The sequence below is a fragment of the Acinetobacter sp. WU_MDCI_Abxb74 genome, assembly GCF_025513915.1.
Classification (GTDB): domain Bacteria; phylum Pseudomonadota; class Gammaproteobacteria; order Pseudomonadales; family Moraxellaceae; genus Acinetobacter; species Acinetobacter calcoaceticus_C.
The window spans coordinates 405,246-426,189 of record NZ_JAHPRP010000001.1 but is presented as its reverse complement, the minus strand read 5'-3'; the positions used below and the strand labels follow the sequence as shown (position 1 = coordinate 426,189).

The following is a 20,944-nucleotide window of genomic DNA, read 5'->3' as shown; positions in this document are numbered from 1 at the left end:
AATTATTATTTAATTTTCGCATGTGATTTTAAATATTGACTGTAATCTTCTAATATTTGTTGACCACGCGATTGACGATAAAGTTGCTGTAACTGCTGTAACTGATCAGCAGGAATAGCATTTGCAGTAGATGAATTTACATTTGAAACTGCAACAACAACTAGCTCATTTGGTAAATTCGCTGTTGAAACAGACCACATACCTGGCTTAGGTGTAGCTGCACTAAATGCTGCGCGCTCAATTTCACGCTTTAATCCTTGCGAACGACTAAATACGCCAGCCGATTCAAATGCTACTTTATTTTTAACAACAACTTGATCTGCTGGTTGAGTTTTAAATTCAGCCAACATTGTAGCAATTTTTGCTTGAACAGCTTTACGCGCTTTTTCATCGATAACTTTTGCTTTCGCTTCATTCATCGCTTGTGCTAAAGGTTTTACACCAGCAGCATGATAATCACGTACTTTAACCCATACCGTATCACCATTCGCTAATTGAATATTAGATGATGCATTACGGTCACCATTTTTCACGTCATCATTAAACAATTTAATTTTAACGTTTGGATCACTTAAATACGGATTTTGTGTAGCTAAAGTTACGCCATTTAATGATTCAACTTTTGTACCTTTTACTTCTTGCACAACAGCTTCTAAAGAATCATTACCAACAATCGTTTCATTTAGACTATTTACGGTATCTGAATAAACAGTCGCAACTTTATTCTTTTCAACCTCAGCTGTTAAACGCGCCTTCTCTGCTTCGAATGAAGGGATTTGATTAACTTGAGTTTCTGCCTCAATAATATGATAACCATATTGAGTTTTTACTGGTTGAGAAATTTGTCCATTTTTTAAGCTCACTACAGTTTTATCAAACGCATCGGAAAACACACCCGGTGCATATGCTTCAACTAAACCGCCTTTTGCTTTCGAACTTGGATCTTCAGAGAACTGAGATGCAGCTTGTGCAAATGTAAGACCGCCTTGAATTTTCGCATATACTTCTTTAGCAAGTTTTTGAGCTGCTGCATCATCACGAGCATCTGTAGTAATTAAAATATGCTTCACAGTCCGTTTAGCATCTTTTTTCTGAGTTTCAACGAACTTGCTATATGCTTGCTGAAGTTCAGCTTCAGTTGCAGGAGCTGGTTTAGCCATCAGTGATGGAGACACAACAACATAATCCACGTCAACAGAAGCTTGTTGCTTAAACTCATTTTGGTGTTTGTTGTAATAATCCGTAGCTTCTTGATTAGAGGCAGTTAAACCAGTTTTATAACCATCTAATTTAATACTAGCCAAATGTAATGTACGTTGTTCAGTTTGCAAATTCGCAATTTGCATTAAATCAACTTTACTTACTAAAGAATAATCAGAAAAAGTTGACGTTAGCATTTTTAAAGCATGATCTTGACGAAGGCTAGATATTAAGCCCTGACTTGTCATACCAATAGAACGTAAATAATTTTCATAGAGTTTTTGCGAGAATTGCCCATTCTCTTGCAAACTAGGCTGCTGAGCTAACATCTGCTCAATTTGAGTATCACTCAGTGAAATACCTAGTTTTTCAGCTTGTTGAATTAGTAAATTACGTGACACTAAAATATCGAGTGCCTTAGCCTGAATAACAGGCAAATTAAGTAAACTCTCATCACCTTTAACAGCAGCTAAATATTGTTCTTTGTAAGACTGAGTTAAAGTTTCAAGGTCTTTTTTAGATATTTCTTGGCCATTTACTGTCTTTGCAACATCAGCCTTGTTTCCCCTATTAAAATATCCTTCAATACCTACAAGTGCTAAAGGGGTCAAAAACAAAATTAGAAGGACTTTGCCGAGCCAACCCTTAATGACTGTACGAAACGATTCCATAAGTATTCCAATATTTTATTTCGAGGAGAATTTTAACTGAAAAACCACAATCAATGAATGAGCAATATTGGTCAATTCAGATATTTAATAAAAAACGCGCCTATATTGGCGCGTTTAATCATCTTAAAAGATTAAGCTACTGAATCTTTAAGACCTTTACCAGCTTTGAAGCTAGGTACTTTTGTTGCTTTAATTTGAAGCTCTTCACCAGTTTTAGGGTTACGACCAGTGCGTGCAGCACGTTCTTTAACACTGAAAGTACCAAAACCAACTAAAGTTACTGTGTCACCTTTTTTAAGTGCTTCAGTAATTGACGCAATTGTCGCATCGAGTGCCTTGCCTGCATCAGTCTTAGATACTCCCCCTTTTTCAGCAATTGCATCGATTAATTCTGATTTATTCATGAATAAAACATCCTCTTAATATCGTTTGTTTAAGGTCCAAGGCTATAGTTTAAAAGGCCATGACGCCTTTATAGCAATGCTTTAGGGGAAAACGCAATACTAGAGCAGGGCTTTTAGCAAAAATAAATGCTAAAAAACTGTTATATATTTGCTAAATCCCAACATTTTTTTACTTTTTATTCAATTTTGCTTTCAATTGTTGATTTTCTTCTATTAAAGCATCGACCTTAATATGCAGTTGTACAAGCAGCTGTTCGATGTGTTGTAAATCCTTCGGCGTCACCAATCCAATCCGGTTTAAAGAATGATTAACACTTGTATCAAGAATCTTTTCTACTTTGTCTTTCGTTTCAGATACAGATTCTTTTGCTTTTTCTGTGACCTTACCAACAGTATTATCTGCTAAATCTCCGGTTTTAGATTCTAGCTCTTCACCTACCTTAACCAAAGAATCAAATAGCTTGTTACCTTCTTCCTCTGCACGTGAAAAAGCCCCTAGCCCTGCTAACCAGATTTGCTTGGTATACTTCCTAAAATCCAAAGCCGATTTTCTTGAACCTCTTGATTTTAATTTGTTTTTTTCTTCTAACTCTTCTGTCGGGGTATCTATATTTGCATTATCCATTGATCTAAGCTCCTAGTCAGATGAGAGAAATGATGACTGATTTGACCACAAAATATTTCTATAATATCAAAGTAAAGACTTGATCCATTTACAAAACTGTTCTACAAAGCAATTAAGTCATGTAAATATATTTAACAGGACATTTATTAAAGTTTGGGATAGGATGTCCCATTCTTCAGTTAACTACTATTTGTAAGGATAAACTTTTATGAGTGAAACGCAACAAAGACAAAAACATCCCCGTCTGTTGCTGAATATTGTTCTAATTATTTTAGAAACTTTCTTTTCATTTATACTCACCCACGATGGTGTTCTTCGCTTGCAAGCGAAAAAGTTTATTTCAAATAAAACAACTATTCGTATCAATAGCTACCTTCCTTTTTTTGATTTCTATGTTCAATTTACAGAAAAGGGTTTGTTATTCGATATCCACTCTTTTGATCGGCATATTGATCTTGAAATTAATAGTACGCTGATCGATTTGATTAAAATTTTCGCTTTTGCCAACCAGCGTAGTCTCAAGAACATGCGTATTGATGGTGATGAAGAAACGAAAAAAGAGTTATTTGACTTAATTTCTCATCTCACTCTGCCTAAACTTTTAGCTGACTGGAAGCAATGGTTTAATACACCTGATGATGAAGCTGAAACTCTTGCTTCCCGTAAACGAATTGCCCCTTTGCTTGAAAAAATTGATCAACAACGTTCAGAAATCAATTCACTTCAAGTGGAAATTAAACAATATCAAAATCGAATTACTCGCTTACAACAACGTCAACGCAACATTAACTTAGGCTTTGGTATAATTACCCTGATATTTATTGTTTTTTTCATATATAATTTGTGGATAGCTTAAATTATTTTTCCATCCTGATCCTGCACTTGAATTAAAAATAAAAAAACTTGACTATTTTAGTCGGGATTCATAAAATCCTATTATCTAGTCTTAACATGTGTATCGAATCATGCGCCTTACAACTCGCGGTCGCTACGCAGTGACTGCTCTACTTGATTTAGCTTTGCAGCCAACTGAGCAAACGATCACGCTCGCCGAAATTGCCGCTCGTCAATCTATTTCAGTTGCTTACTTAGAGCAGTTATTCGCTAAACTTAAGCGTCATGGGTTAGTTTCTAGTGTCCGTGGTGCAAATGGTGGTTATCATTTGGCTCGAAACGCTGATGAAATTACTGTGTTAGAAATTATTGAAGCCGTAAATGAAACCGTTGATGCAACACGTTGCGACCACAAAGCTAACTGCCAAAATGGTGCAATGTGTCTTACTCACGATTTATGGCAAGAACTCTCTCATCATATTGCCGACTATTTAGCAAAAATCTCTCTTGCCGACCTCATTAGCCGAGACAACGTTCAAACTGTTGCATTGCGCCAAAATGTGACTGGCACAGATTCAGCTCTTTTATCGGGTACAGGTATTTGATATGAAACGTCCAATTTATCTTGATTACGCAGCAACCACTCCAGTAGATCCGCAAGTTGCAGAACGTATGATGGAGTGTTTAACTTTCGACGGTACCTTTGGTAATGCTGCATCTCGTTCCCATGCTTATGGCTGGCAGGCAGAAGAAAAAGTTGAATATGCACGTGAGCAAGTGGCAAATTTAATTAAAGCTGATCCACGTGAAATCGTTTGGACTTCTGGTGCTACCGAATCAGACAACCTTGCACTTAAAGGCGTAGCTCAATTCTATGCTTCTAAAGGCAAACACATTATTACAAGTAAAATTGAACACAAAGCTGTTCTAGATCCTTGTCGTGAATTAGAAGAACAAGGTTTTGAAATTACTTATTTAGAACCAGAACCACAAACAGGTTTAATTACCCCTGAAATGGTAAAAGCTGCCCTTCGTCCTGATACTGTTCTTGTTTCTCTTATGATGGTAAACAACGAAATCGGTTCAGTTACAGATGTAGCAGCAATTGGTGAATTAACACGTGCCAATAAAACCTTCTTTCATGTAGATGCTGCTCAAGCTGCCGGTAAAGTTGAAATCGATTTATCTACCATGAAAATTGATCTTATGAGTTTCTCAGCTCATAAAATTTATGGTCCAAAAGGTATCGGTGCATTATATGTACGTCGTAGCCCACGTGTTCGTTTAAAAGCACAAATCCATGGTGGTGGTCATGAACGTGGTATGCGTTCTGGTACTTTAGCAACTCACCAAATTGTTGGTATGGGTGAAGCTTTTGAAATTGCTGGCAAAAGAATGCACGCAGAGCAAGAACGCATTCGTAAACTACGTGACAAACTTTGGAATGGTTTACAAGGCCTTGAACAGGTTTTCTTAAACGGCCATCCAACTCAAAACGTTGCTAACTATTTAAATGTCAGCTTTAACTTTGTTGAAGGTGAATCTTTAATGATGGCACTTAAAGATGCTGCTGTATCAAGTGGTTCTGCTTGTACTTCTGCAACTTTAGAGCCTTCTTATGTTCTTCGCGCATTAGGTTTATCTGATGAGCTAGCACACAGCTCGATCCGCTTTAGTTTTGGTACATACACAACTGAAGAAGACATTGATCATGTGCTTACAATTACCAAAGCCGCTGTTGAGAAATTACGTGAACTTTCTCCGCTTTGGGATATGTATAAAGAAGGTATCGATCTTTCTACGGTTGAATGGGCAGAACACTAATTCATTGAAATTAGTGTTTTTACCCTCATATTAATATTAGGCTGACCCCGAGGTTTGGAGAAGCGACATGGCTTATAGCGAAAAGGTAATTGATCATTACGAAAATCCACGTAATGTTGGTGTTTTAGATAAAAACTCTGAAAATGTTGGTACAGGCATGGTCGGTGCACCTGCGTGTGGCGACGTGATGCGTTTACAAATCCAAGTAAACGATAACGGTGTAATCGAAGAAGCACGTTTTAAAACTTATGGTTGTGGTTCTGCAATCGCATCAAGTTCTCTTGTAACCGAATGGTTAAAAGGTAAGACTCTTGATGAAGCTCAAACCATCAAGAATATTGATATTGCGACTGAGCTTGCACTTCCACCAGTAAAAGTTCACTGTTCTGTACTAGCTGAAGATGCGATTAAAGCTGCGATTGAAGATTATCGCACTAAAAAATCTAAAGCGTAATTTGTTACCATTGTAAACGTTGGAGTTTTCATGATTCATTTAACTGAAAATGCTGCGACTCATATTAGCAATTACCTTAAAAATCGAGGTAAGGGTGAAGGCATTCGCGTGGGTGTGAAAACTTCTGGTTGTTCTGGATTGGCCTATGTTCTTGAGTTTGTAGACTCTATTGATGAACATGACCAAGTTTTCGAACAATTTGGCGTTAAGGTATTTGTAGATCCAAAAAGCTCAGTGTATTTAGAAGGCTTAGAAATGGACTACGTTAAAAATGGCCTTAATGAAGGGTTCGAATTTAACAATCCTAACAAAAAAGGTGAATGTGGCTGTGGTGAATCTTTCACTGTCTAAGCATTCTCCTTTCATCTCTCATTAAAACAGTGTCTTTTTATAGCACTGTTTTAATGTATTTAATTAATGTGGACCTCATTTCCAATGAATCATTTTGAGTTGTTCAATTTACCCGTAGAACTCGATATCGATTTGGCGAGCTTAAAATCTAGTTTCTTGAGTTTGCAGCAGCAGTATCATCCAGATAAAGCTGAAGATAAAGATCAGGCGTTGATCAAATCAAGTGAAATCAATCAAGCTTTTAAAACTTTGTCGCAAGTAGATAGCCGCGCTGCTTATCTATTGTCACTCAAAAAGCAAGATCACCACCTCGATCAATCTATTAGCGATTTTGAGTTCTTACAATCAGCATTAGAAATTCGTGAACAACTTGATGAAGCAACTTCACAAGAGCATTTAAGTACACTTAAACAAGAAGTGTTTCAATGGATGGATAGCCTAGTTCGCGAATTTAAAATTGATTATGCAGATGAGGACTGGGGCGAAGCTCGAGATACCGTACGTAAATTACGTTTCTTTCAGCGCGTTCTTAACGATATTGAAAAAGCAGAAGATCAAATGTTGGATGATGAAGACAACTTTGATTTAGACGACGATTTTTAATTTTGCTTTTTCCAAATTATATTCAAGGGATTTAACTCATGGCACTTTTGCAAATTGCTGAACCGGGTCAATCCAGTGCCCCACATCAACACCGCATTGCGATTGGTATCGACCTCGGAACGACACATTCTTTAGTTGCGACAGTGTTATCAGGCAAACCTAAAGTACTCAATGACGAAAAAGAAAGAAGACTCCTTCCTTCTATTGTGCACTATGGAAATGATGCAACTCACTATGGTGAAGAAGCAAAGCCTTTCCTTATTGCCGATCCTAAAAATACAATTGTTTCTGTAAAACGTTTTATGGGTCGCTCAAAAGCAGATATCAAATTTCAGCATCCCTATGAATTAATGGGTTCTGAAAATGAGATGCCAGCTTTTGAAACACGTGCTGGTCGTAAAACCCCCGTTGAAATTTCTGCTGAAATTTTAAAGCAATTAAAAGACCGTGCTGAAGCTAGCTTACAAAATCCAATAAATGGCGCAGTAATTACCGTGCCTGCCTATTTTGATGAAGCTCAGCGACAAGCAACACGTGATGCTGCTCAGCTTGCTGGCTTAAATGTATTACGTTTATTAAATGAACCAACTGCTGCTGCTGTGGCTTATGGTTTAGACCAAGAAACTAATTTAGCTACCGATCATAACTATGTAATTTATGATTTAGGTGGTGGTACTTTCGACGTATCAATCTTGCGTTTCTCACAAGGTGTCTTTGAAGTACTAGCTACAGGCGGCCACACTGCTTTAGGTGGTGATGACTTAGATCGTCTCATTGTTAAATGGGCTAAAAAGCAGTTAAATATTGATACTCTGAGCGATGAAGCATATGCAGTATTCATTGTTGCTGCTCGTCAAGCAAAAGAACAACTATCTACACAAGAATCAGTTCAGTTAAAACTGCTTGAAAATGTCCTAACACTTGACCGATCAACTTTTGAAAGCATTATTCAAGTTGCTTTAGATAAAACAATTAGTGTTTGCAAACGTGTTTTACGTGATGCAAAACTTGAATTATCAGATATTCAGAATGTTGTATTAGTGGGTGGCTCTACCCGTTCGTATGCTGTTCAGCAAGCAGTTCGCAATGTATTTAATCAAGAACCACTTTGCACAATCAATCCTGATGAAGTAGTTGCAATTGGTGCTTCTATTACTGCTAACCAATTAATTGGAAACAGCCAAGACGGCTCATTACTTTTAGATGTCACTCCTCTTTCACTTGGCTTAGAAACCATGGGTGGATTAGTAGAGCGTCTTATTTCACGTAATACCGCTATTCCAGTTGCTCGTCGTCAAGAATTCACAACTTATCAAGATGGCCAAACTGCCATGCTTATTCATGTGGTTCAAGGTGAACGAGATTTGGTAGAACATTGCCGTTCATTAGGAAGATTTGTTCTTCACGGCATTCCACCAATGACCGCAGGTCAAGCACGCATTGAAGTTACCTTTCAGGTAGATGCCGATGGTTTACTTACAGTTTCTGCTCGTGAAGCCACTTCTGGTGTACAGGCTCAAATTGACATTAAGCCATCTTACGGTTTATCAGAATCTGATACTGAGCGCTTATTAATTGAAGGTTTCCAACATGCAGAAGAAGATAAAAATCTGCGCCATTTAAAAGAAACCAAAGTTGAAGCTCAGCGTGAACTAGAAGCTTTAGAACAAGCCCTTAAAGTAGATGCCGATTTACTTGATGAAAAGCAGCTTGAAGCACTTACTTCTGCTCAAAACTTGCTAAAAGCACAACTTGAAGGCGACGATATTCAAGCAATTGAAAAAGCTGTAGAACAACTTAAAGTACATAGTGATGCTTTTGCCGCACTGCGTATGAATCGACATATTGACCATGCCTTAAAAGGTACAAAACTTGAAGATTGGTCAAATTCAAACTAAAGGTATAGGTGATCAATATGCCCCGTATTAAAGTACTTCCTCATGCTCAATTCTGCCCTGAAGGCGCAGAATTTGAAGTTGAACAAAATGCAAATCTTTGTCAAAGTTTGCTTGACCGAGGAATCAAAATTGAACATGCATGTGATATGTCGTGCGCTTGCACAACTTGTCATGTAGTTGTTCGTAAAGGCTTTGATAGTCTAGAAGAAATGGATGATGTTGAAGCAGATCTTTTAGATCGTGCTTGGGGTCTTGAGCCTGACTCACGCCTTTCCTGCCAAGTGAAAATTGTTGATGAAGATTTAGAAATTGAGATTCCTAAATATACAATCAATCACGCTTCCGAAAGTCATTAAAATAGAAAAGCTGCTTTAAAAGCAGCTTTTTTTTATTTTAGTTTTAAACCTTAAAGCTAATCTTGTTGATCAATTTCAACAGGTTTAACTTCATCTTCAAGTCTTAAACGTGCAATACCTTGAGTATTAATTAAAGTTTGTTGAACTTTAAGCCTTTGAATCATTTTCTCAAGAACTTCTACTAATTCAGGATATTCATAGTTTTGTACTTCTTCTAAATTAAGTACCAAATGGAAGCCTTTATATTCATAGTCAAACCATTGCTGATGATCTGACTTATTCCCTGAGTATTTCTCCATCACCTGCCATGTCTTTACTGCACCTTGAATACCTTTTAAGTAAATTGGCGTTTTGGGAGCACAAAGAAAATCACTTTTGATTAATTGATAAGTATCATCTGAAATTAAGATTTCATCTATTTCAGCAGCATATTGTAAACGAGCTGCTAAATTCACATCACGACCTACGATGGTGTAAGCCATACGATGTGTTGCCCCATAATTTCCTACGTGGCAGTAACCGGTACTAATTCCCATACGGATGTGTAGAGCTGAATAGCCCATTTTTTTCCAACGTTCACGTAACAACTTCATTTGTTGACGCATAGCGATTGCCATTTCTACGCAGGCTTTGGCATCTTGCTCTACACCTTGAGAATTCGGATCACCAAAAAATATGAGGATGGCATCTCCCATAAATTTATCGACAGTAGCTTCATACTGCTTGGCAATTTCCGTCATATGGCTTAAATAATCATTAAGCAAAAATGCCAAATCATCAGGAATTAAAGTTTCTGATAACTCTGTAAAACCTTGAATATCAGAAAAAAATACAGTCATTTTTTTTCGTTTATATTCAATTTTTGCTTCCGCTTCACCGCGCATAATAGATTGCCACAACTGGAGTGGCGCATAACGGCTTAACTGATTAGCAAAAGCAATATACCGCGTCATTTGATCATAGTAATGTTGACGCTGTTGACTGATTTTTTTAACCCAACGATGTTGGTAATAATTTCCAATGGTGATAAACATGACCAAACCTAAGAGTGTAATTACTGTTAACTCTTGGCTAGTCGGTTCAAAATATGTATAAAAACCAAATAGGAAAAAAGTACTTAAATAAAAAATAATCGCGCCTAACAAGCTAGTCAAACAAATGACTGCGAAAGAAATACGACTATTAATTGCAGAATAAAATAATGCAAAAAGTGCAATAAATGTAGGCACCAAATTAAGATGCAGACCCGCTAAGGTAACCGCTACAACAATTGCATCAATTGCAAAAAAAACACTTTTTTGTGTTTTCTTATCAAATTGATATTGAAGCCAGTGCTCTAACTTTGAGCTAATAAAAAGCAAAAATAGGAAGAAAGGTGGAACATAGATCTGATAATTTGTATTAGGTGAGGTAAAAGCATAGATCACTAAAATTAAGGACAGAATTGAATATCCCATCAAGCGATGAAAATATGCAAACTGCTTAGGCTCTCTATCGATAAACCTCTCTAATTGCACCCTATCCTCCACACCTCAATGTAGCCACATTTATATAAATGTGGCATTACATCGATTTAATCCATGCGCCAATCAAAAGGCATATCACCTTGACCACGTAAAGCAAGCATAAGAGTTTGACGCATATGAGCCAGTACATCATTGGTGTATGGCACTGCAGGTGTACCCCAAACTGGCTTAGGCCATGCAACATCATTTTGATAACGCACGACATGATGGAAATGCAACTGAGGCACCATGTTACCTAATGCGGCAACATTCATTTTATCAGCACGGAATACTCGAGCTAACTGGCTAGACAACCAGCTAGATTCACGTAAAAACTGTTCTTGATCAGCTTGGCTCAATTCATATAATTCTGTGATTCCCGGCACACGAGGGATTAAAATCAGCCACGGGAATTGCATATCATTCATTAAACGACATGTTGAAAGCGGAAAATCGCCTACAAAAAAAGTATCTTGAGCAAGTTGTGGATGCAAACTAAACATATCTTTTATAAATGACAATAAACAATAATGGCTAATACTATCACATCAGTTTTGATGTGAGTATTGCTAGTGTCTGGTTTGATTACAAATAACAATGATTTTATGCACTTATTCCTCTTCTGATCCGAGAAATCGTGCATAAAACCATGCGATCAACTTAGATAAAATTTACATGTAGTAAAAAATGCGTCAAAACATCATTTATACATGTATTTCAGTTAATAATTTCGCTAACAAATCGTTAATGAACTGGATACGTTTTTCATGTTCCTCTAGCTGAACCATAACTTTTAAACGCTGTCCGCCCTCCATACGATAATAGGTCGGATGCTTTTGCATGAGTTGAATAATGCTAATCGCTTGAACAGGAGTATCTGGTGAGAATTCAATATTGCCGCCTTGAGTATTAATATCGATCTTGGTGATACCTAGGTGTTCAGCTTTCAAGCGAATCTGATGGACACTAAACAAATGTTTAACCGATTGCGGTGGAACACCAAAACGGTCAATTAATTCCATACGGATGTTATCGAGTTTTTCTTGCGTAGCTGTATTACTAATACGTTTATAGAACAATAAACGCTGATGCACATCTCCTAAATACTCATCTGGGATAAGTGCAGGAATATGTAAATTAATTTCCGCAGTCAGTGATAACGGTGCATCAAAATTCGGTGTTTTACCTTGCTGAATTGCCTTAGTAGCTTTCTCCAGCATTTCCATATACAAGCTATATCCAATTGCCTGCATTGAACCGCTTTGTTGCTCACCTAAAAGCTCACCAGCACCCCGAATTTCTAAGTCTTCTGTAGCTAGCATAAAACCAGCGCCTAGAGTTGAAGCACGTTGGATTGCATCCAAACGCTTTTCTGCATCACCTTTTAAATGTTTTAGAGAAGGAACTAATAAATAAGCATAGGCTTGATGATGTGATCGACCCACCCGCCCACGTAATTGATGTAATTGAGCTAAACCAAGTTTGTCAGCCCTTTCTATCAAAATTGTGTTGGCATTTGGAACATCGATTCCAGTTTCAATAATGGTTGAGCATACCAATACATTAAATTCTTTGTGATAGAACTGCTGCATGACTTGTTCGAGCTCTCTTTCCCTCATTTGTCCATGAGCGACTGCCACACGAGCTTCAGGCACAAGAACACGGAGGTTTTCGGCAGCCCTTTCAATCGTATCGACTTCATTGTGTAAGAAATATACTTGGCCACCACGTAGTAATTCACGCAAGATGGCTTCTTTAATGGAAGCTTCCGTATGTTCTTGTACAAAGGTTTTAACCGCTAAACGACGAGCTGGTGGTGTAGCAATGATAGATAAATCACGCATTCCCGAAAAAGCCATATTTAAAGTTCGTGGAATGGGTGTTGCAGTAAGCGTCAACATATCTACATCTGCACGCAAAGCTTTAATGCGCTCTTTATCACGCACACCAAATCGATGTTCTTCGTCGACCACCATTAGGCCCAAGTCTTTAAATTGCACATTTTCTTGCAAGAGCTTATGAGTTCCCACCACAATATCGACTTTACCAGCAATTAAATCTTCAATATTTTTTGTATGGGTTTTATTTGAGCCAAAGCGTGACAAGACTTCTATACGTACCGGCCAATCAGCAAAACGATCTTTAAAAGACTCGTAATGTTGTTGTGCAAGTAAAGTTGTAGGTACCAAAACAGCAACTTGCTTGCCGTTTTGCACAGCAACAAACGCGGCTCGCATTGCTACTTCAGTTTTACCAAAACCTACATCGCCACAAACAAGTCGATCCATAGGTCTAGCTTGTTGCATATCGTGAAGTGTTGCTTCAATAGCATTCGCCTGATCAAGGGTTTCTTCGTAGGCAAATCCACTGGCAAATTGCATATAAAGTGATTGATCAAGTTCAAAACCAAAACCAGGTTTTGACTGACGACGTGCTTGTATATGTAATAATTCGGCTGCAACATCATGAATTTGTTCTAAAGCTTTGCGTTTAGCTTTACTCCACGCATCACTTCCAATTTTATGAAGTGGAGCTAAATCTGGGTCTCCACCACTATAACGACTAATAAGATGCAAATTAGTCACAGGCACATAAACTTTTGCCCCTTCAGCATAATTTAGTTGCAAGAATTCATAATCTTGCCCTTCAATTGCTAAAGTAACTAATCCTGCATAACGCCCCACACCATGATCAATATGAACAACAGGAGCATCTATACTTAATTCAGTCAAACTGCGAATTAAGAACTCTTCTGAAACTTCTTGCTGACGTTTACGACGACGCTGAACTACCCGATGTTCATATAACTGATTTTCTGAAATAACCGACAATTGGTCTGTTAAAAGCAACCCACGGTCTAGCGGTGCATTTGTAATAGCAATCGCAAATTGACTGGTCTGAAATTGCTCAAAACTGTCTACGCCAGGAATATCTCCTAAACTGGCACGTAAACCATCTCTTAAGCTTTCACGTCGACCTGCACTTTCTGCAACCAACAAGACCGGATGATTTGCTTCATCAATATATTTTTTGACTACCGCGAATGGTTTTTCTTTTTTTGGATCGACCGCTAACTTGGGTGGCGGCTCTACCTTAAAGTTTAATGCACCAGCTTTTTCTTCAACCGCTTCTGCACTCACGAGCATACGCGGAAATTGATTTAAAGCATTGAGTAAATGATTCGGAGCAATAAATAATTCTTCAGGAGGAAGAATTGGCTGATCTGCGTTATGACGTCTGTCTTCATAACGACGAAAAACTTCTTTCCAAAAATTTGTTAAATCAGTGTCTACATCATTAGTTGTAATTACAATGCAATTCTTTGGGAAGTACGTTGCAAGTGTACTTTGTGCTTCCATTTGTGATTTATCAAAAAACAATGGTAAATAAAATTCAATTCCCGGTGAAGCAATTCCCTCCAAAACATCTTGATAAATTGGATTTTTCTTGGGGTTTGCTGTAGGGAAAAGTTCAGAATACCGATCTCTAAAAATTGAACGGGCTTCTTTTAATGGAAATTCTTTTGCAGGTAAAACTGTAAAACTTTTTAGAGTTGTTGTGGTTCTTTGCGTTTCTGGATCAAAGAATTTTAATGTATCAATTTCATCATCAAACAGATCAATACGAATAGGCGCTTCTTGTCCTGACGCAAAAATATCCATAATACTGCCACGTACAGCAAACTCACCGTGATCATAAACAGTATCTACCAAATGATAACCAGCTTGTACCAATCGTAACTTCTGTTGCTCTAAATCGAATTTTTGTCCAACATGAATATCAAAATGTTCACCCAAAACCCATGAATACGGTGCAACTCTTTGAGCTAAAGTACTTGCTGAAAGGAGTAATACACCCTTCTGAGGCATATTAGATAAAATTGCGAGACGTTCTGAAACAATATCTTGATGAGGTGACAAGCGATCATATGGCAAGATTTCCCAATCAGGAAAAATTGTCGGTTTTATGCCATAAAACTCAAGTTCACTTTCTAATTGAGCAACATGTTGGTTATTTCGAGCCACTACAACGAGCAAAGATGAATGCTGAACAGCAATTTCTTTGAATAATAATGCAGCAGATGAACCTAATAACGACCCTACCCAACGCTTTTCACCGGCTTTGAGCTGTTGTAAATTCAATTGAGAGATTTCTTGTTGAAACATGTATGTGGCTTTTATCAGCTAAGAAGATATGAGCCTAATAGTAGCATGATGTTTTTAGTGAATTGAGTTATTTTTTTGAAAATCAAACTACTAGTTAGCTCTACCTTTTATATTTTTTAATCAATCAACTATGATTATTTATCACGCAAAAACAAAACGTAATATTGATTTAATATTTGTATAATCGCTTTAAGCTGAAGCAGTTTTTCTTGTGTATTTCCTAATCTTTCTACATAACGTTGAGTTGCGATTTCCAGATCAATCTTTTCATTAATTTGTGGAGTAATTAAAAATAACTTTTGAAGATTATCAAAATTTTGCAATTTACGGTTTGAGAAATACTCAAGATGTTCTGACCATTTTTCATTAATCACTACATCTTTAATGATAGGACCGCGTTCAGAATCAAATTTTAATTGATTCTCTTGCAAGTAAGTTTGTTCTGGTGTTTCTTTTGAGCCTTGAAAAAGCTGCGTTATCTTCTTAAACATTTTATCACATCATATTAATTTTCAATTCAAGCAATGGAAGTTCTAGTTACTCCCATCATTTAAGCCTTCTAATTTAACGGCTATTCATCGCCTAAATCATCAAGGAAATCGACAGTAGGTACAAAAAATAAAGTACCAGTCTGTGCGGTACTAAAGTCAAGCAACCGATCAAGATTACCATGCTCATTTCCTAAGAACATGTTTTCTAGCATTTGTCGGGTTGTACTAAATTTACGTGAGTAACCAATAAAAAATGTGCCATATTCATTTTTTGACGGGTTTGAAAAAGGCATATTAGCTCGCATAATTTTAAGCTCATTACCGTCTGCATCATGTGCTTTACTTACGACATTATGAGCTGTTACAGGCTTTTCATCATCACCTAGCTCAATATCATTGAACTTTTTACGGCCAATTACCTTTTCTTGCTCTTCATCGCTCAACCCACGCCATTTCTCCATGTCGTGTGTGTATTTCTGGATAAAAGCATAACTCCCCCCGATAAAATCAGGATCTTCATTGCCTACTAATGCCCACTGCGCTGCAATAACTGGTTCTGGATTTTCTGTTCCATCTACAAAGCCAATAATCGCTCGCCCATCAAAATAACGAAAACCATGAACTTCATCAATTGAATAAGTCACTTTACCAAGTTGTTGATTGATTATATTACCCAGCTCATAACATAGAGCCTGACGATCAGCACGGATATGAAAAAATAGATCACCATGTGTTGAAACAGCCGTGTATTTCGGCCCTTTAATTTCTTTAAATGTTTCTAATTCTTGAGGTTTCGCTTGCTCTGGAAATAAAATATCCCATGCATTGGAACTAAAACCCAAAGTAGCATTAAATTTACTTTCTGGATAACGATTGGACAGGCTTCTTGTTAATGCGGAAAAATTACTAGCAAAATCTTTTACTTTTTCTATTACAGAATCACCTTGAGTGAGTCCCAATACGATAAATAGTGCATTTTCACCAGGACTGCTCGTTACAGGTTGAATTCTCATACATTCCATAAAATATGCCTTATTTGGGTACTTAATCTTATTAATTTAGCATATTCATGCTCTTATAAAATCTGATCTTTTTCAGAGTTTAAATAAATTATCTTAAACTCTGAAAAAATTATCTTAATTAATCAACGAGCATATTGCTTCTTTAAATATTTTACGATTTGAGCAGATTCAAACATCTTCACTCCAGTATTTGGATCTACTAAATAAGGTACCTGCATTTTACCTTGCATAATAGGCAACATTTTTTCTCGTTTTCCACCTTTTAGAGGCACATATTTACCTGGTTTTAAGCGAAGAATAGCTGGGCCTTGATCTTGCCATCGTTCTTTTGCAACATTATGCAGAATATAAGGAAGCTCTAGCTCACAGAGTAGACTCCTTACAACTCGGGAATAAGGACTTGCCTCAAAACTCCATAACTCAAGTTTGTGCTCAGGTGCTGCTCTATTAATGATTTTTTTGTTTATCCAAACGCCTCGAGCACCATTTAGTATGGTCCCAGCAAATGCAGCATAAGGGACCTTAGGGTAACTCGAAAATTTCTGAGGCGTCTTTCCAGTCTTACCGTAGTGTTTAAATAAATGATGAATAATTTCTTGTGACTCATATAAGTAGTCACCTGTATTTTCATCTACTAAAAAAGGAAACCGTAATTTGCCACCTTTTTCTTTTACAACCGAACGATGCTTTGTCCCACCTTTAGGACATGGATAAATTTCGACATCCAGATTTAAAAGTGTAAGGACTTCACGGACACGACGGCAAAATGGTGAACCTTCAAACTCATATAACTTCAAGGCTTTTACAGGTTGCTGAGGAAATGCTGTACCTGTTACGCCCCGACCACCTTCAGCAATTGCAGAGACAACCGCCTGTAATACTTTAATTTGATGATTCACCATCATGCGATCCTTTATAGACTGTGATTACACTAATTTTTCTTTTGAAATCACAATTCCATTATTATCAGCATAAATATAATCGCCTGATTGAATTGTGACACCACCAAAATACAAAGTGGTATCTACTTCGCCAATGCCTTTACGATTACTTTTTTGGGGAATTGCTGCCAATGCATGTATACCTAAATCAAGGGTAGCAATAGCATCGACATCGCGTACACAGCCATAAATTATAGCACCATTCCAGTTATTTTTAACTGCCGATTCTGCAATCAGGTCCCCCATAAGCGCACAACGCATAGATGCACCACCATCTACAACGAGTACTTTATCTGTACCATCTGTTGCCAATAACTCTTTTACACGCGAGTTATCTTCAAAACACTTTACTGTTACAACCTGTCCCCCAAAAGTTTTACGCGCTCCATAACTTTGAAAGAACTTTCCATCCATTGAGGGAATTACAACTTGTAAGTCTTTTTCAGGGTTATCATCTAATAAATCACATGTTACAAACGGTACTGTGGACACTTCTATTTTCCCTTATCGAGTTTTCTGTATGCTCAGATTATCATATCGTTTGAACGCTTCAATTTGCATTAGCGCCGCTACGACCATGGTATGAGCCAATTGCTCGGCAGTTACAGGCTTATATTTGAATGGTTTCTGCAATTTATTCTCAATAAATTTAAATAGACTTTGCCCCAAGTCTTCGATAAGACGTACATCACTGCGCTTACCGATCAGTAAAGATGGTCTAAAAATAGATAATTTTTCAATTCCCAGACTCTCAATATAATCTTCTAGTTGTCCTTTCACTTTATTATAGAAAACGGGTGAATTCGAATTTGCACCAAGCGCACTTACTAACAAAAGATGAATATGTTTATCTTGTACCAAATCTGCAAAATGAGCATTGATTTCATAATCTACCGCGTAGAAACCTTGCTTTGAGCCCGCATTTTTTAATGTTGTGCCCAAACAGCTAAATGCATGGGTATGACCATTCACATCTTCATCATTCAACATTAAGAAATCTTCTATGATGAGCTGATTAACTTTGTCATATGTATTAAATACTTGAGATTCTTTTCTAACCACTACGGTAATGGCTTCAAATTCTGGAGCCTGCTGGAGCTTTTCTACAAGCGCTAACCCGACTAGCCCTGTTGCGCCTAGCACAATCGCTTTTTTCTTAGTTGCTGTCATTTTTTATCCATCCCTATCTAACTTTGTTTTAAATTTAACCTTTTCTTACCGTTTTAACAGCCCCTAAAACAGCTTAAAACGTTCTCAAGGCTTGACTTCACGGTGTCTATTCATCACAATATGGCACTTGTTTACGGGCTGGTGATGGTTACACCAGTTTACTGGATTGACCACAGCCCGCCCAGACCAACTTATTTTCAAGGAGTGCAAGAGTGGCAAACTCTGCTCAAGCTAAAAAACGTGCGCGTCAAAACGTTACTGCACGTAAACACAACGCAAGCTTGCGTTCTATGGTTCGTACATACATCAAACGTACTTTAAGTGCAATTGCTGGTGGTGATCATGCTGTTGCTACAGAAGCTTACCAAAAAGCTGTTCCTGTAATCGACCGTATGGCTGATAAAGGCATCATCCACAAAAATAAAGCTGCTCGTCATAAGAGCCGTTTAAATGCTCAAGTTAAAGCGTTAGCTAACTAATTAAAGCATGTAAAAAAAGCCCAATAGGGCTTTTTTTATGATCTATCATTTTTGAGCTTATAGCGTTTTTCCAAATTTGGCTACATTCAGCTCATAGGCCTTACCTCTCCAAATCCATTTTAATTTGCAATTTGGAAATTCTTCGCCTTCAAACCATACAAATAAGCCTTCCATCATTTCAGGCCAATCTTCTTTCTTAATTTTATTTTCACCAGAAATTACAGCAACAATTGCAGCAATAATAGTGTCATGGCTAACAGCTAAACTAAGTCCGCCTTGAGTTTTAGGGTGCGTATGATAAATAAGCTCTAGTACGTCTAAAACACCAGTGATTGGGTGTTTCATACCAGGTAATGCATTATTTACAAAACTATTAATAAAACCCAAAGCACCTTGCTTCTTAAAATAAGGAGCAGCTTGTTGTATATCGAGTACAAAACTCCCTGGCTCAACCAGTAGTCCTTGCTCAATAATTTCAATTGTATGCGTATTAAATTCAGGCCTTACGTCATCAGCCCCTTCAATCATGAGGGCAGCCGTATCGACACAACGCTGTATGGGACTTGAAATACAATGCTGAATAACACGATCTGTATTTTTGATTAAATAGTTACCCCATGCCTGCGCAAGCTCACGCCCTTGAGGAGTGAGTTGCAGATCATATCCAGCTAAACCTTGCCCATCCACAAGTTCTCTTAGAGAATGGCGCGTAAATAAGGTCACAGGAGTTGAAGCATCGGGCAATAAATCAATTGCTTCAAACATACTTTTAGGCAATAAATCGAGTGCCATTTTTATCTTGTCATCTTTTTTCAATACCTTGCCACTATAACATGTCTGGCATAACTCTCAATCGATAACACCTGATTGGGCTAATGCTTCAAATGCTATTTTTTTGCTTTCCTCATCACGAAATGCGATAAATCCCTTATTTAAAACCGTGTGTCTCTGGTTATATTCAAAAGGTTTTCCATCGAGAGTAAGTAAGCCACCGCCTATACTTTCTAACAAACCTTGACCAGAACTTGTGTCCCATTCAGAAGTCGGATGGAATCGAGGGTAAATATCTATTTCACCTTCTAACATCATACAAAATTTATAGGCACTGCCCGCTTCTCGTCGAATAATGCTATGTTTTTCTTCAATAGGTTGAATAAATTTTTGATATTTCGGATTTTTACTGCCATGACTAAGTCCTATTTGAATAGGCTCATCTGGCGAAAACGAGGTTATTTGATATTGATACCACTGTTTTTGAGTGAAACTATATTTAAAAGGTAAATCTTGCAGATATCCCAAGTACACGACTTGTTCACATGGCACAGCAATAACTGAAAAAATCGTCTCTTTACCCTTAATCAAACTTAGGTTGATCGTAAACTCATCACGCTCATGTATAAACTCTTTAGTTCCATCAAGAGGATCTAACATCCAGCATGTAGGCCACTCATGCCGAGCACTATAATCACTTTCTTCAGACAAAACCGGCAAGTCTGGCGTAATCTCTGCCAAGTGCTTTAATAAGAAAAGGTTCACTTTTAAATCTGCTTGAGTTACAGGTGAATCATCTTGTTTTTCGTGAATAGTAAACTCATAACCCGCAGAATAATTTTGATATTCTTGTAATAAAATTTGGCTCGCTTGCTCCAAAATTGGAAGAAGCTGATTAATCAAAGTATCTTGTGGGCGTGTAGTTGTTATAAACATAAATATGCTCTACATAGTTTCATTTCTATTATAGGTGAATTATGAACGATTCAGTATTCGCCAACAGTTTGATTTACTAAAATAGTCATTTATCTTAATGATTAGATGATCGCTGCTTTTTATGTACGCTATATAGTTAATATGAATAATTATAGTGTTTAAAAGAAGCCTTTATCACGTACAAAAAACAATCTATAAGTGATGAAAAATAAACAACTTAAATCAGATTTATCCATTTCCTTT

The 20,944-nt window shown here is 37.3% G+C and carries 22 protein-coding genes; 9 read left to right on the top strand and 13 right to left on the bottom strand.

Annotation, left to right across the window (positions count from 1 at the left end; genetic code table 11):
• Window positions 1–5 precede the first annotated feature (5 nt).
• The 3 genes from KTH84_RS02035 to KTH84_RS02025 form a co-directional block, all read right to left on the bottom strand.
• Complete coding sequence (locus KTH84_RS02035) at window positions 6–1,871, bottom strand: SurA N-terminal domain-containing protein (protein WP_262471768.1); 1,866 nt, start codon at window positions 1,869–1,871, stop codon at window positions 6–8.
• 131 nt (window positions 1,872–2,002) lie between these two features.
• Window positions 2,003–2,275, bottom strand: a complete 273-nt coding sequence (locus tag KTH84_RS02030) for an HU family DNA-binding protein (protein ID WP_001043034.1) — start codon at window positions 2,273–2,275, stop codon at window positions 2,003–2,005.
• A 169-nt stretch (window positions 2,276–2,444) separates the two neighbouring features.
• The gene (locus KTH84_RS02025) at window positions 2,445–2,900 is read right to left on the bottom strand and encodes a phasin family protein (protein WP_202742226.1); all 456 of its coding nucleotides are present in this window, start codon (window positions 2,898–2,900) and stop codon (window positions 2,445–2,447) included.
• A gap of 208 nt (window positions 2,901–3,108) precedes the next feature.
• Between KTH84_RS02025 and KTH84_RS02020 the strand changes: the two genes are divergently transcribed.
• The 8 genes from KTH84_RS02020 (at window position 3,109) to fdx (ending at window position 9,220) form a co-directional block, all read left to right on the top strand.
• On the top strand, window positions 3,109–3,756 hold the full coding sequence (locus tag KTH84_RS02020; protein WP_042896476.1) for a hypothetical protein: 648 nt from the start codon (window positions 3,109–3,111) through the stop codon (window positions 3,754–3,756).
• 109 nt (window positions 3,757–3,865) lie between these two features.
• Window positions 3,866–4,339 carry an Rrf2 family transcriptional regulator gene (locus KTH84_RS02015; RefSeq protein ID WP_003651563.1) on the top strand — a complete coding sequence of 158 codons (474 nt, stop codon included), beginning with the start codon at window positions 3,866–3,868 and terminating at the stop codon, window positions 4,337–4,339.
• A gap of 1 nt (window position 4,340) precedes the next feature.
• Window positions 4,341–5,558 carry an IscS subfamily cysteine desulfurase gene (locus tag KTH84_RS02010; RefSeq protein ID WP_262471767.1) on the top strand — a complete coding sequence of 406 codons (1,218 nt, stop codon included), beginning with the start codon at window positions 4,341–4,343 and terminating at the stop codon, window positions 5,556–5,558.
• Window positions 5,559–5,625: 67 nt separating this feature from the next.
• Window positions 5,626–6,012, top strand: a complete 387-nt coding sequence (iscU, locus tag KTH84_RS02005) for a Fe-S cluster assembly scaffold IscU (protein WP_003651560.1) — start codon at window positions 5,626–5,628, stop codon at window positions 6,010–6,012.
• Between the two features lie 30 nt (window positions 6,013–6,042).
• Window positions 6,043–6,363 (top strand): iron-sulfur cluster assembly protein IscA, encoded by a 321-nt coding sequence (iscA, locus tag KTH84_RS02000; RefSeq protein ID WP_003651558.1) that lies wholly within the window; start codon window positions 6,043–6,045, stop codon window positions 6,361–6,363.
• Between the two features lie 84 nt (window positions 6,364–6,447).
• Window positions 6,448–6,966, top strand: a complete 519-nt coding sequence (gene hscB, locus KTH84_RS01995; RefSeq protein ID WP_042896480.1) for a Fe-S protein assembly co-chaperone HscB — start codon at window positions 6,448–6,450, stop codon at window positions 6,964–6,966.
• 38 nt (window positions 6,967–7,004) lie between these two features.
• On the top strand, window positions 7,005–8,864 hold the full coding sequence (hscA, locus tag KTH84_RS01990) for a Fe-S protein assembly chaperone HscA (RefSeq protein ID WP_262471766.1): 1,860 nt from the start codon (window positions 7,005–7,007) through the stop codon (window positions 8,862–8,864).
• Window positions 8,865–8,881: 17 nt separating this feature from the next.
• A complete protein-coding gene (gene fdx, locus KTH84_RS01985; protein WP_004792653.1) occupies window positions 8,882–9,220 on the top strand; it encodes an ISC system 2Fe-2S type ferredoxin in 339 nt (112 codons plus the stop codon).
• A 56-nt stretch (window positions 9,221–9,276) separates the two neighbouring features.
• Here the strand turns inward: fdx and KTH84_RS01980 are convergent, their stop codons facing one another.
• The 8 genes from KTH84_RS01980 to KTH84_RS01945 all read right to left on the bottom strand — a co-directional run bounded on the left by KTH84_RS01980 (window position 9,277) and on the right by KTH84_RS01945 (window position 18,515).
• A complete protein-coding gene (locus KTH84_RS01980) occupies window positions 9,277–10,737 on the bottom strand; it encodes an adenylate/guanylate cyclase domain-containing protein (RefSeq protein ID WP_262471765.1) in 1,461 nt (486 codons plus the stop codon).
• A gap of 56 nt (window positions 10,738–10,793) precedes the next feature.
• On the bottom strand, window positions 10,794–11,228 hold the full coding sequence (locus KTH84_RS01975; RefSeq protein WP_004792657.1) for an HIT domain-containing protein: 435 nt from the start codon (window positions 11,226–11,228) through the stop codon (window positions 10,794–10,796).
• Between the two features lie 201 nt (window positions 11,229–11,429).
• The gene (gene mfd, locus KTH84_RS01970; protein ID WP_262471764.1) at window positions 11,430–14,891 is read right to left on the bottom strand and encodes a transcription-repair coupling factor; all 3,462 of its coding nucleotides are present in this window, start codon (window positions 14,889–14,891) and stop codon (window positions 11,430–11,432) included.
• A gap of 134 nt (window positions 14,892–15,025) precedes the next feature.
• Window positions 15,026–15,382, bottom strand: a complete 357-nt coding sequence (locus tag KTH84_RS01965; protein WP_042896486.1) for a hypothetical protein — start codon at window positions 15,380–15,382, stop codon at window positions 15,026–15,028.
• Between the two features lie 80 nt (window positions 15,383–15,462).
• Complete coding sequence (locus KTH84_RS01960) at window positions 15,463–16,395, bottom strand: Dyp-type peroxidase (RefSeq protein ID WP_133973810.1); 933 nt, start codon at window positions 16,393–16,395, stop codon at window positions 15,463–15,465.
• A 131-nt stretch (window positions 16,396–16,526) separates the two neighbouring features.
• Window positions 16,527–17,309, bottom strand: a complete 783-nt coding sequence (locus KTH84_RS01955) for a glutathione S-transferase N-terminal domain-containing protein (protein WP_202742232.1) — start codon at window positions 17,307–17,309, stop codon at window positions 16,527–16,529.
• Between the two features lie 21 nt (window positions 17,310–17,330).
• A complete protein-coding gene (gene rraA, locus KTH84_RS01950; RefSeq protein WP_262471763.1) occupies window positions 17,331–17,837 on the bottom strand; it encodes a ribonuclease E activity regulator RraA in 507 nt (168 codons plus the stop codon).
• A 12-nt stretch (window positions 17,838–17,849) separates the two neighbouring features.
• Window positions 17,850–18,515, bottom strand: a complete 666-nt coding sequence (locus tag KTH84_RS01945) for a nucleoside-diphosphate sugar epimerase (protein ID WP_262471762.1) — start codon at window positions 18,513–18,515, stop codon at window positions 17,850–17,852.
• Window positions 18,516–18,727: 212 nt separating this feature from the next.
• Between KTH84_RS01945 and rpsT the strand changes: the two genes are divergently transcribed.
• The gene (rpsT, locus tag KTH84_RS01940; RefSeq protein ID WP_003651535.1) at window positions 18,728–18,994 is read left to right on the top strand and encodes a 30S ribosomal protein S20; all 267 of its coding nucleotides are present in this window, start codon (window positions 18,728–18,730) and stop codon (window positions 18,992–18,994) included.
• Window positions 18,995–19,051: 57 nt separating this feature from the next.
• Here the strand turns inward: rpsT and KTH84_RS01935 are convergent, their stop codons facing one another.
• Together KTH84_RS01935 and KTH84_RS01930 are read right to left on the bottom strand one after the other, a co-directional pair.
• Window positions 19,052–19,786, bottom strand: coding sequence for a histidine phosphatase family protein (locus KTH84_RS01935; RefSeq protein WP_262471761.1), 735 nt, complete (start codon window positions 19,784–19,786; stop codon window positions 19,052–19,054).
• Between the two features lie 57 nt (window positions 19,787–19,843).
• A complete protein-coding gene (locus tag KTH84_RS01930; protein ID WP_262471760.1) occupies window positions 19,844–20,701 on the bottom strand; it encodes a 3'(2'),5'-bisphosphate nucleotidase CysQ in 858 nt (285 codons plus the stop codon).
• Window positions 20,702–20,944: the final 243 nt, after the last annotated feature.

Excerpts from the sequence above, each read along its gene's own strand:
- KTH84_RS02035 (WP_262471768.1), bottom strand. The coding sequence starts at position 1,871 with ATGGAATCGTTTCGTACAGTCATTAAGGGTTGGCTCGGCAAAGTCCTT.
- KTH84_RS02030 (WP_001043034.1), bottom strand. The coding sequence starts at position 2,275 with ATGAATAAATCAGAATTAATCGATGCAATTGCTGAAAAAGGGGGAGTA.
- KTH84_RS02025 (WP_202742226.1), bottom strand. The coding sequence starts at position 2,900 with ATGGATAATGCAAATATAGATACCCCGACAGAAGAGTTAGAAGAAAAA.
- KTH84_RS02020 (WP_042896476.1), top strand. The coding sequence starts at position 3,109 with ATGAGTGAAACGCAACAAAGACAAAAACATCCCCGTCTGTTGCTGAAT.
- KTH84_RS02015 (WP_003651563.1), top strand. The coding sequence starts at position 3,866 with ATGCGCCTTACAACTCGCGGTCGCTACGCAGTGACTGCTCTACTTGAT.
- KTH84_RS02010 (WP_262471767.1), top strand. The coding sequence starts at position 4,341 with ATGAAACGTCCAATTTATCTTGATTACGCAGCAACCACTCCAGTAGAT.
- iscU (WP_003651560.1), top strand. The coding sequence starts at position 5,626 with ATGGCTTATAGCGAAAAGGTAATTGATCATTACGAAAATCCACGTAAT.
- iscA (WP_003651558.1), top strand. The coding sequence starts at position 6,043 with ATGATTCATTTAACTGAAAATGCTGCGACTCATATTAGCAATTACCTT.
- hscB (WP_042896480.1), top strand. The coding sequence starts at position 6,448 with ATGAATCATTTTGAGTTGTTCAATTTACCCGTAGAACTCGATATCGAT.
- hscA (WP_262471766.1), top strand. The coding sequence starts at position 7,005 with ATGGCACTTTTGCAAATTGCTGAACCGGGTCAATCCAGTGCCCCACAT.
- fdx (WP_004792653.1), top strand. The coding sequence starts at position 8,882 with ATGCCCCGTATTAAAGTACTTCCTCATGCTCAATTCTGCCCTGAAGGC.
- KTH84_RS01975 (WP_004792657.1), bottom strand. The coding sequence starts at position 11,228 with ATGTTTAGTTTGCATCCACAACTTGCTCAAGATACTTTTTTTGTAGGC.
- mfd (WP_262471764.1), bottom strand. The coding sequence starts at position 14,891 with ATGTTTCAACAAGAAATCTCTCAATTGAATTTACAACAGCTCAAAGCC.
- KTH84_RS01965 (WP_042896486.1), bottom strand. The coding sequence starts at position 15,382 with ATGTTTAAGAAGATAACGCAGCTTTTTCAAGGCTCAAAAGAAACACCA.
- KTH84_RS01960 (WP_133973810.1), bottom strand. The coding sequence starts at position 16,395 with ATGAGAATTCAACCTGTAACGAGCAGTCCTGGTGAAAATGCACTATTT.
- KTH84_RS01955 (WP_202742232.1), bottom strand. The coding sequence starts at position 17,309 with ATGATGGTGAATCATCAAATTAAAGTATTACAGGCGGTTGTCTCTGCA.
- KTH84_RS01945 (WP_262471762.1), bottom strand. The coding sequence starts at position 18,515 with ATGACAGCAACTAAGAAAAAAGCGATTGTGCTAGGCGCAACAGGGCTA.
- KTH84_RS01935 (WP_262471761.1), bottom strand. The coding sequence starts at position 19,786 with ATGGCACTCGATTTATTGCCTAAAAGTATGTTTGAAGCAATTGATTTA.
- KTH84_RS01930 (WP_262471760.1), bottom strand. The coding sequence starts at position 20,701 with ATGTTTATAACAACTACACGCCCACAAGATACTTTGATTAATCAGCTT.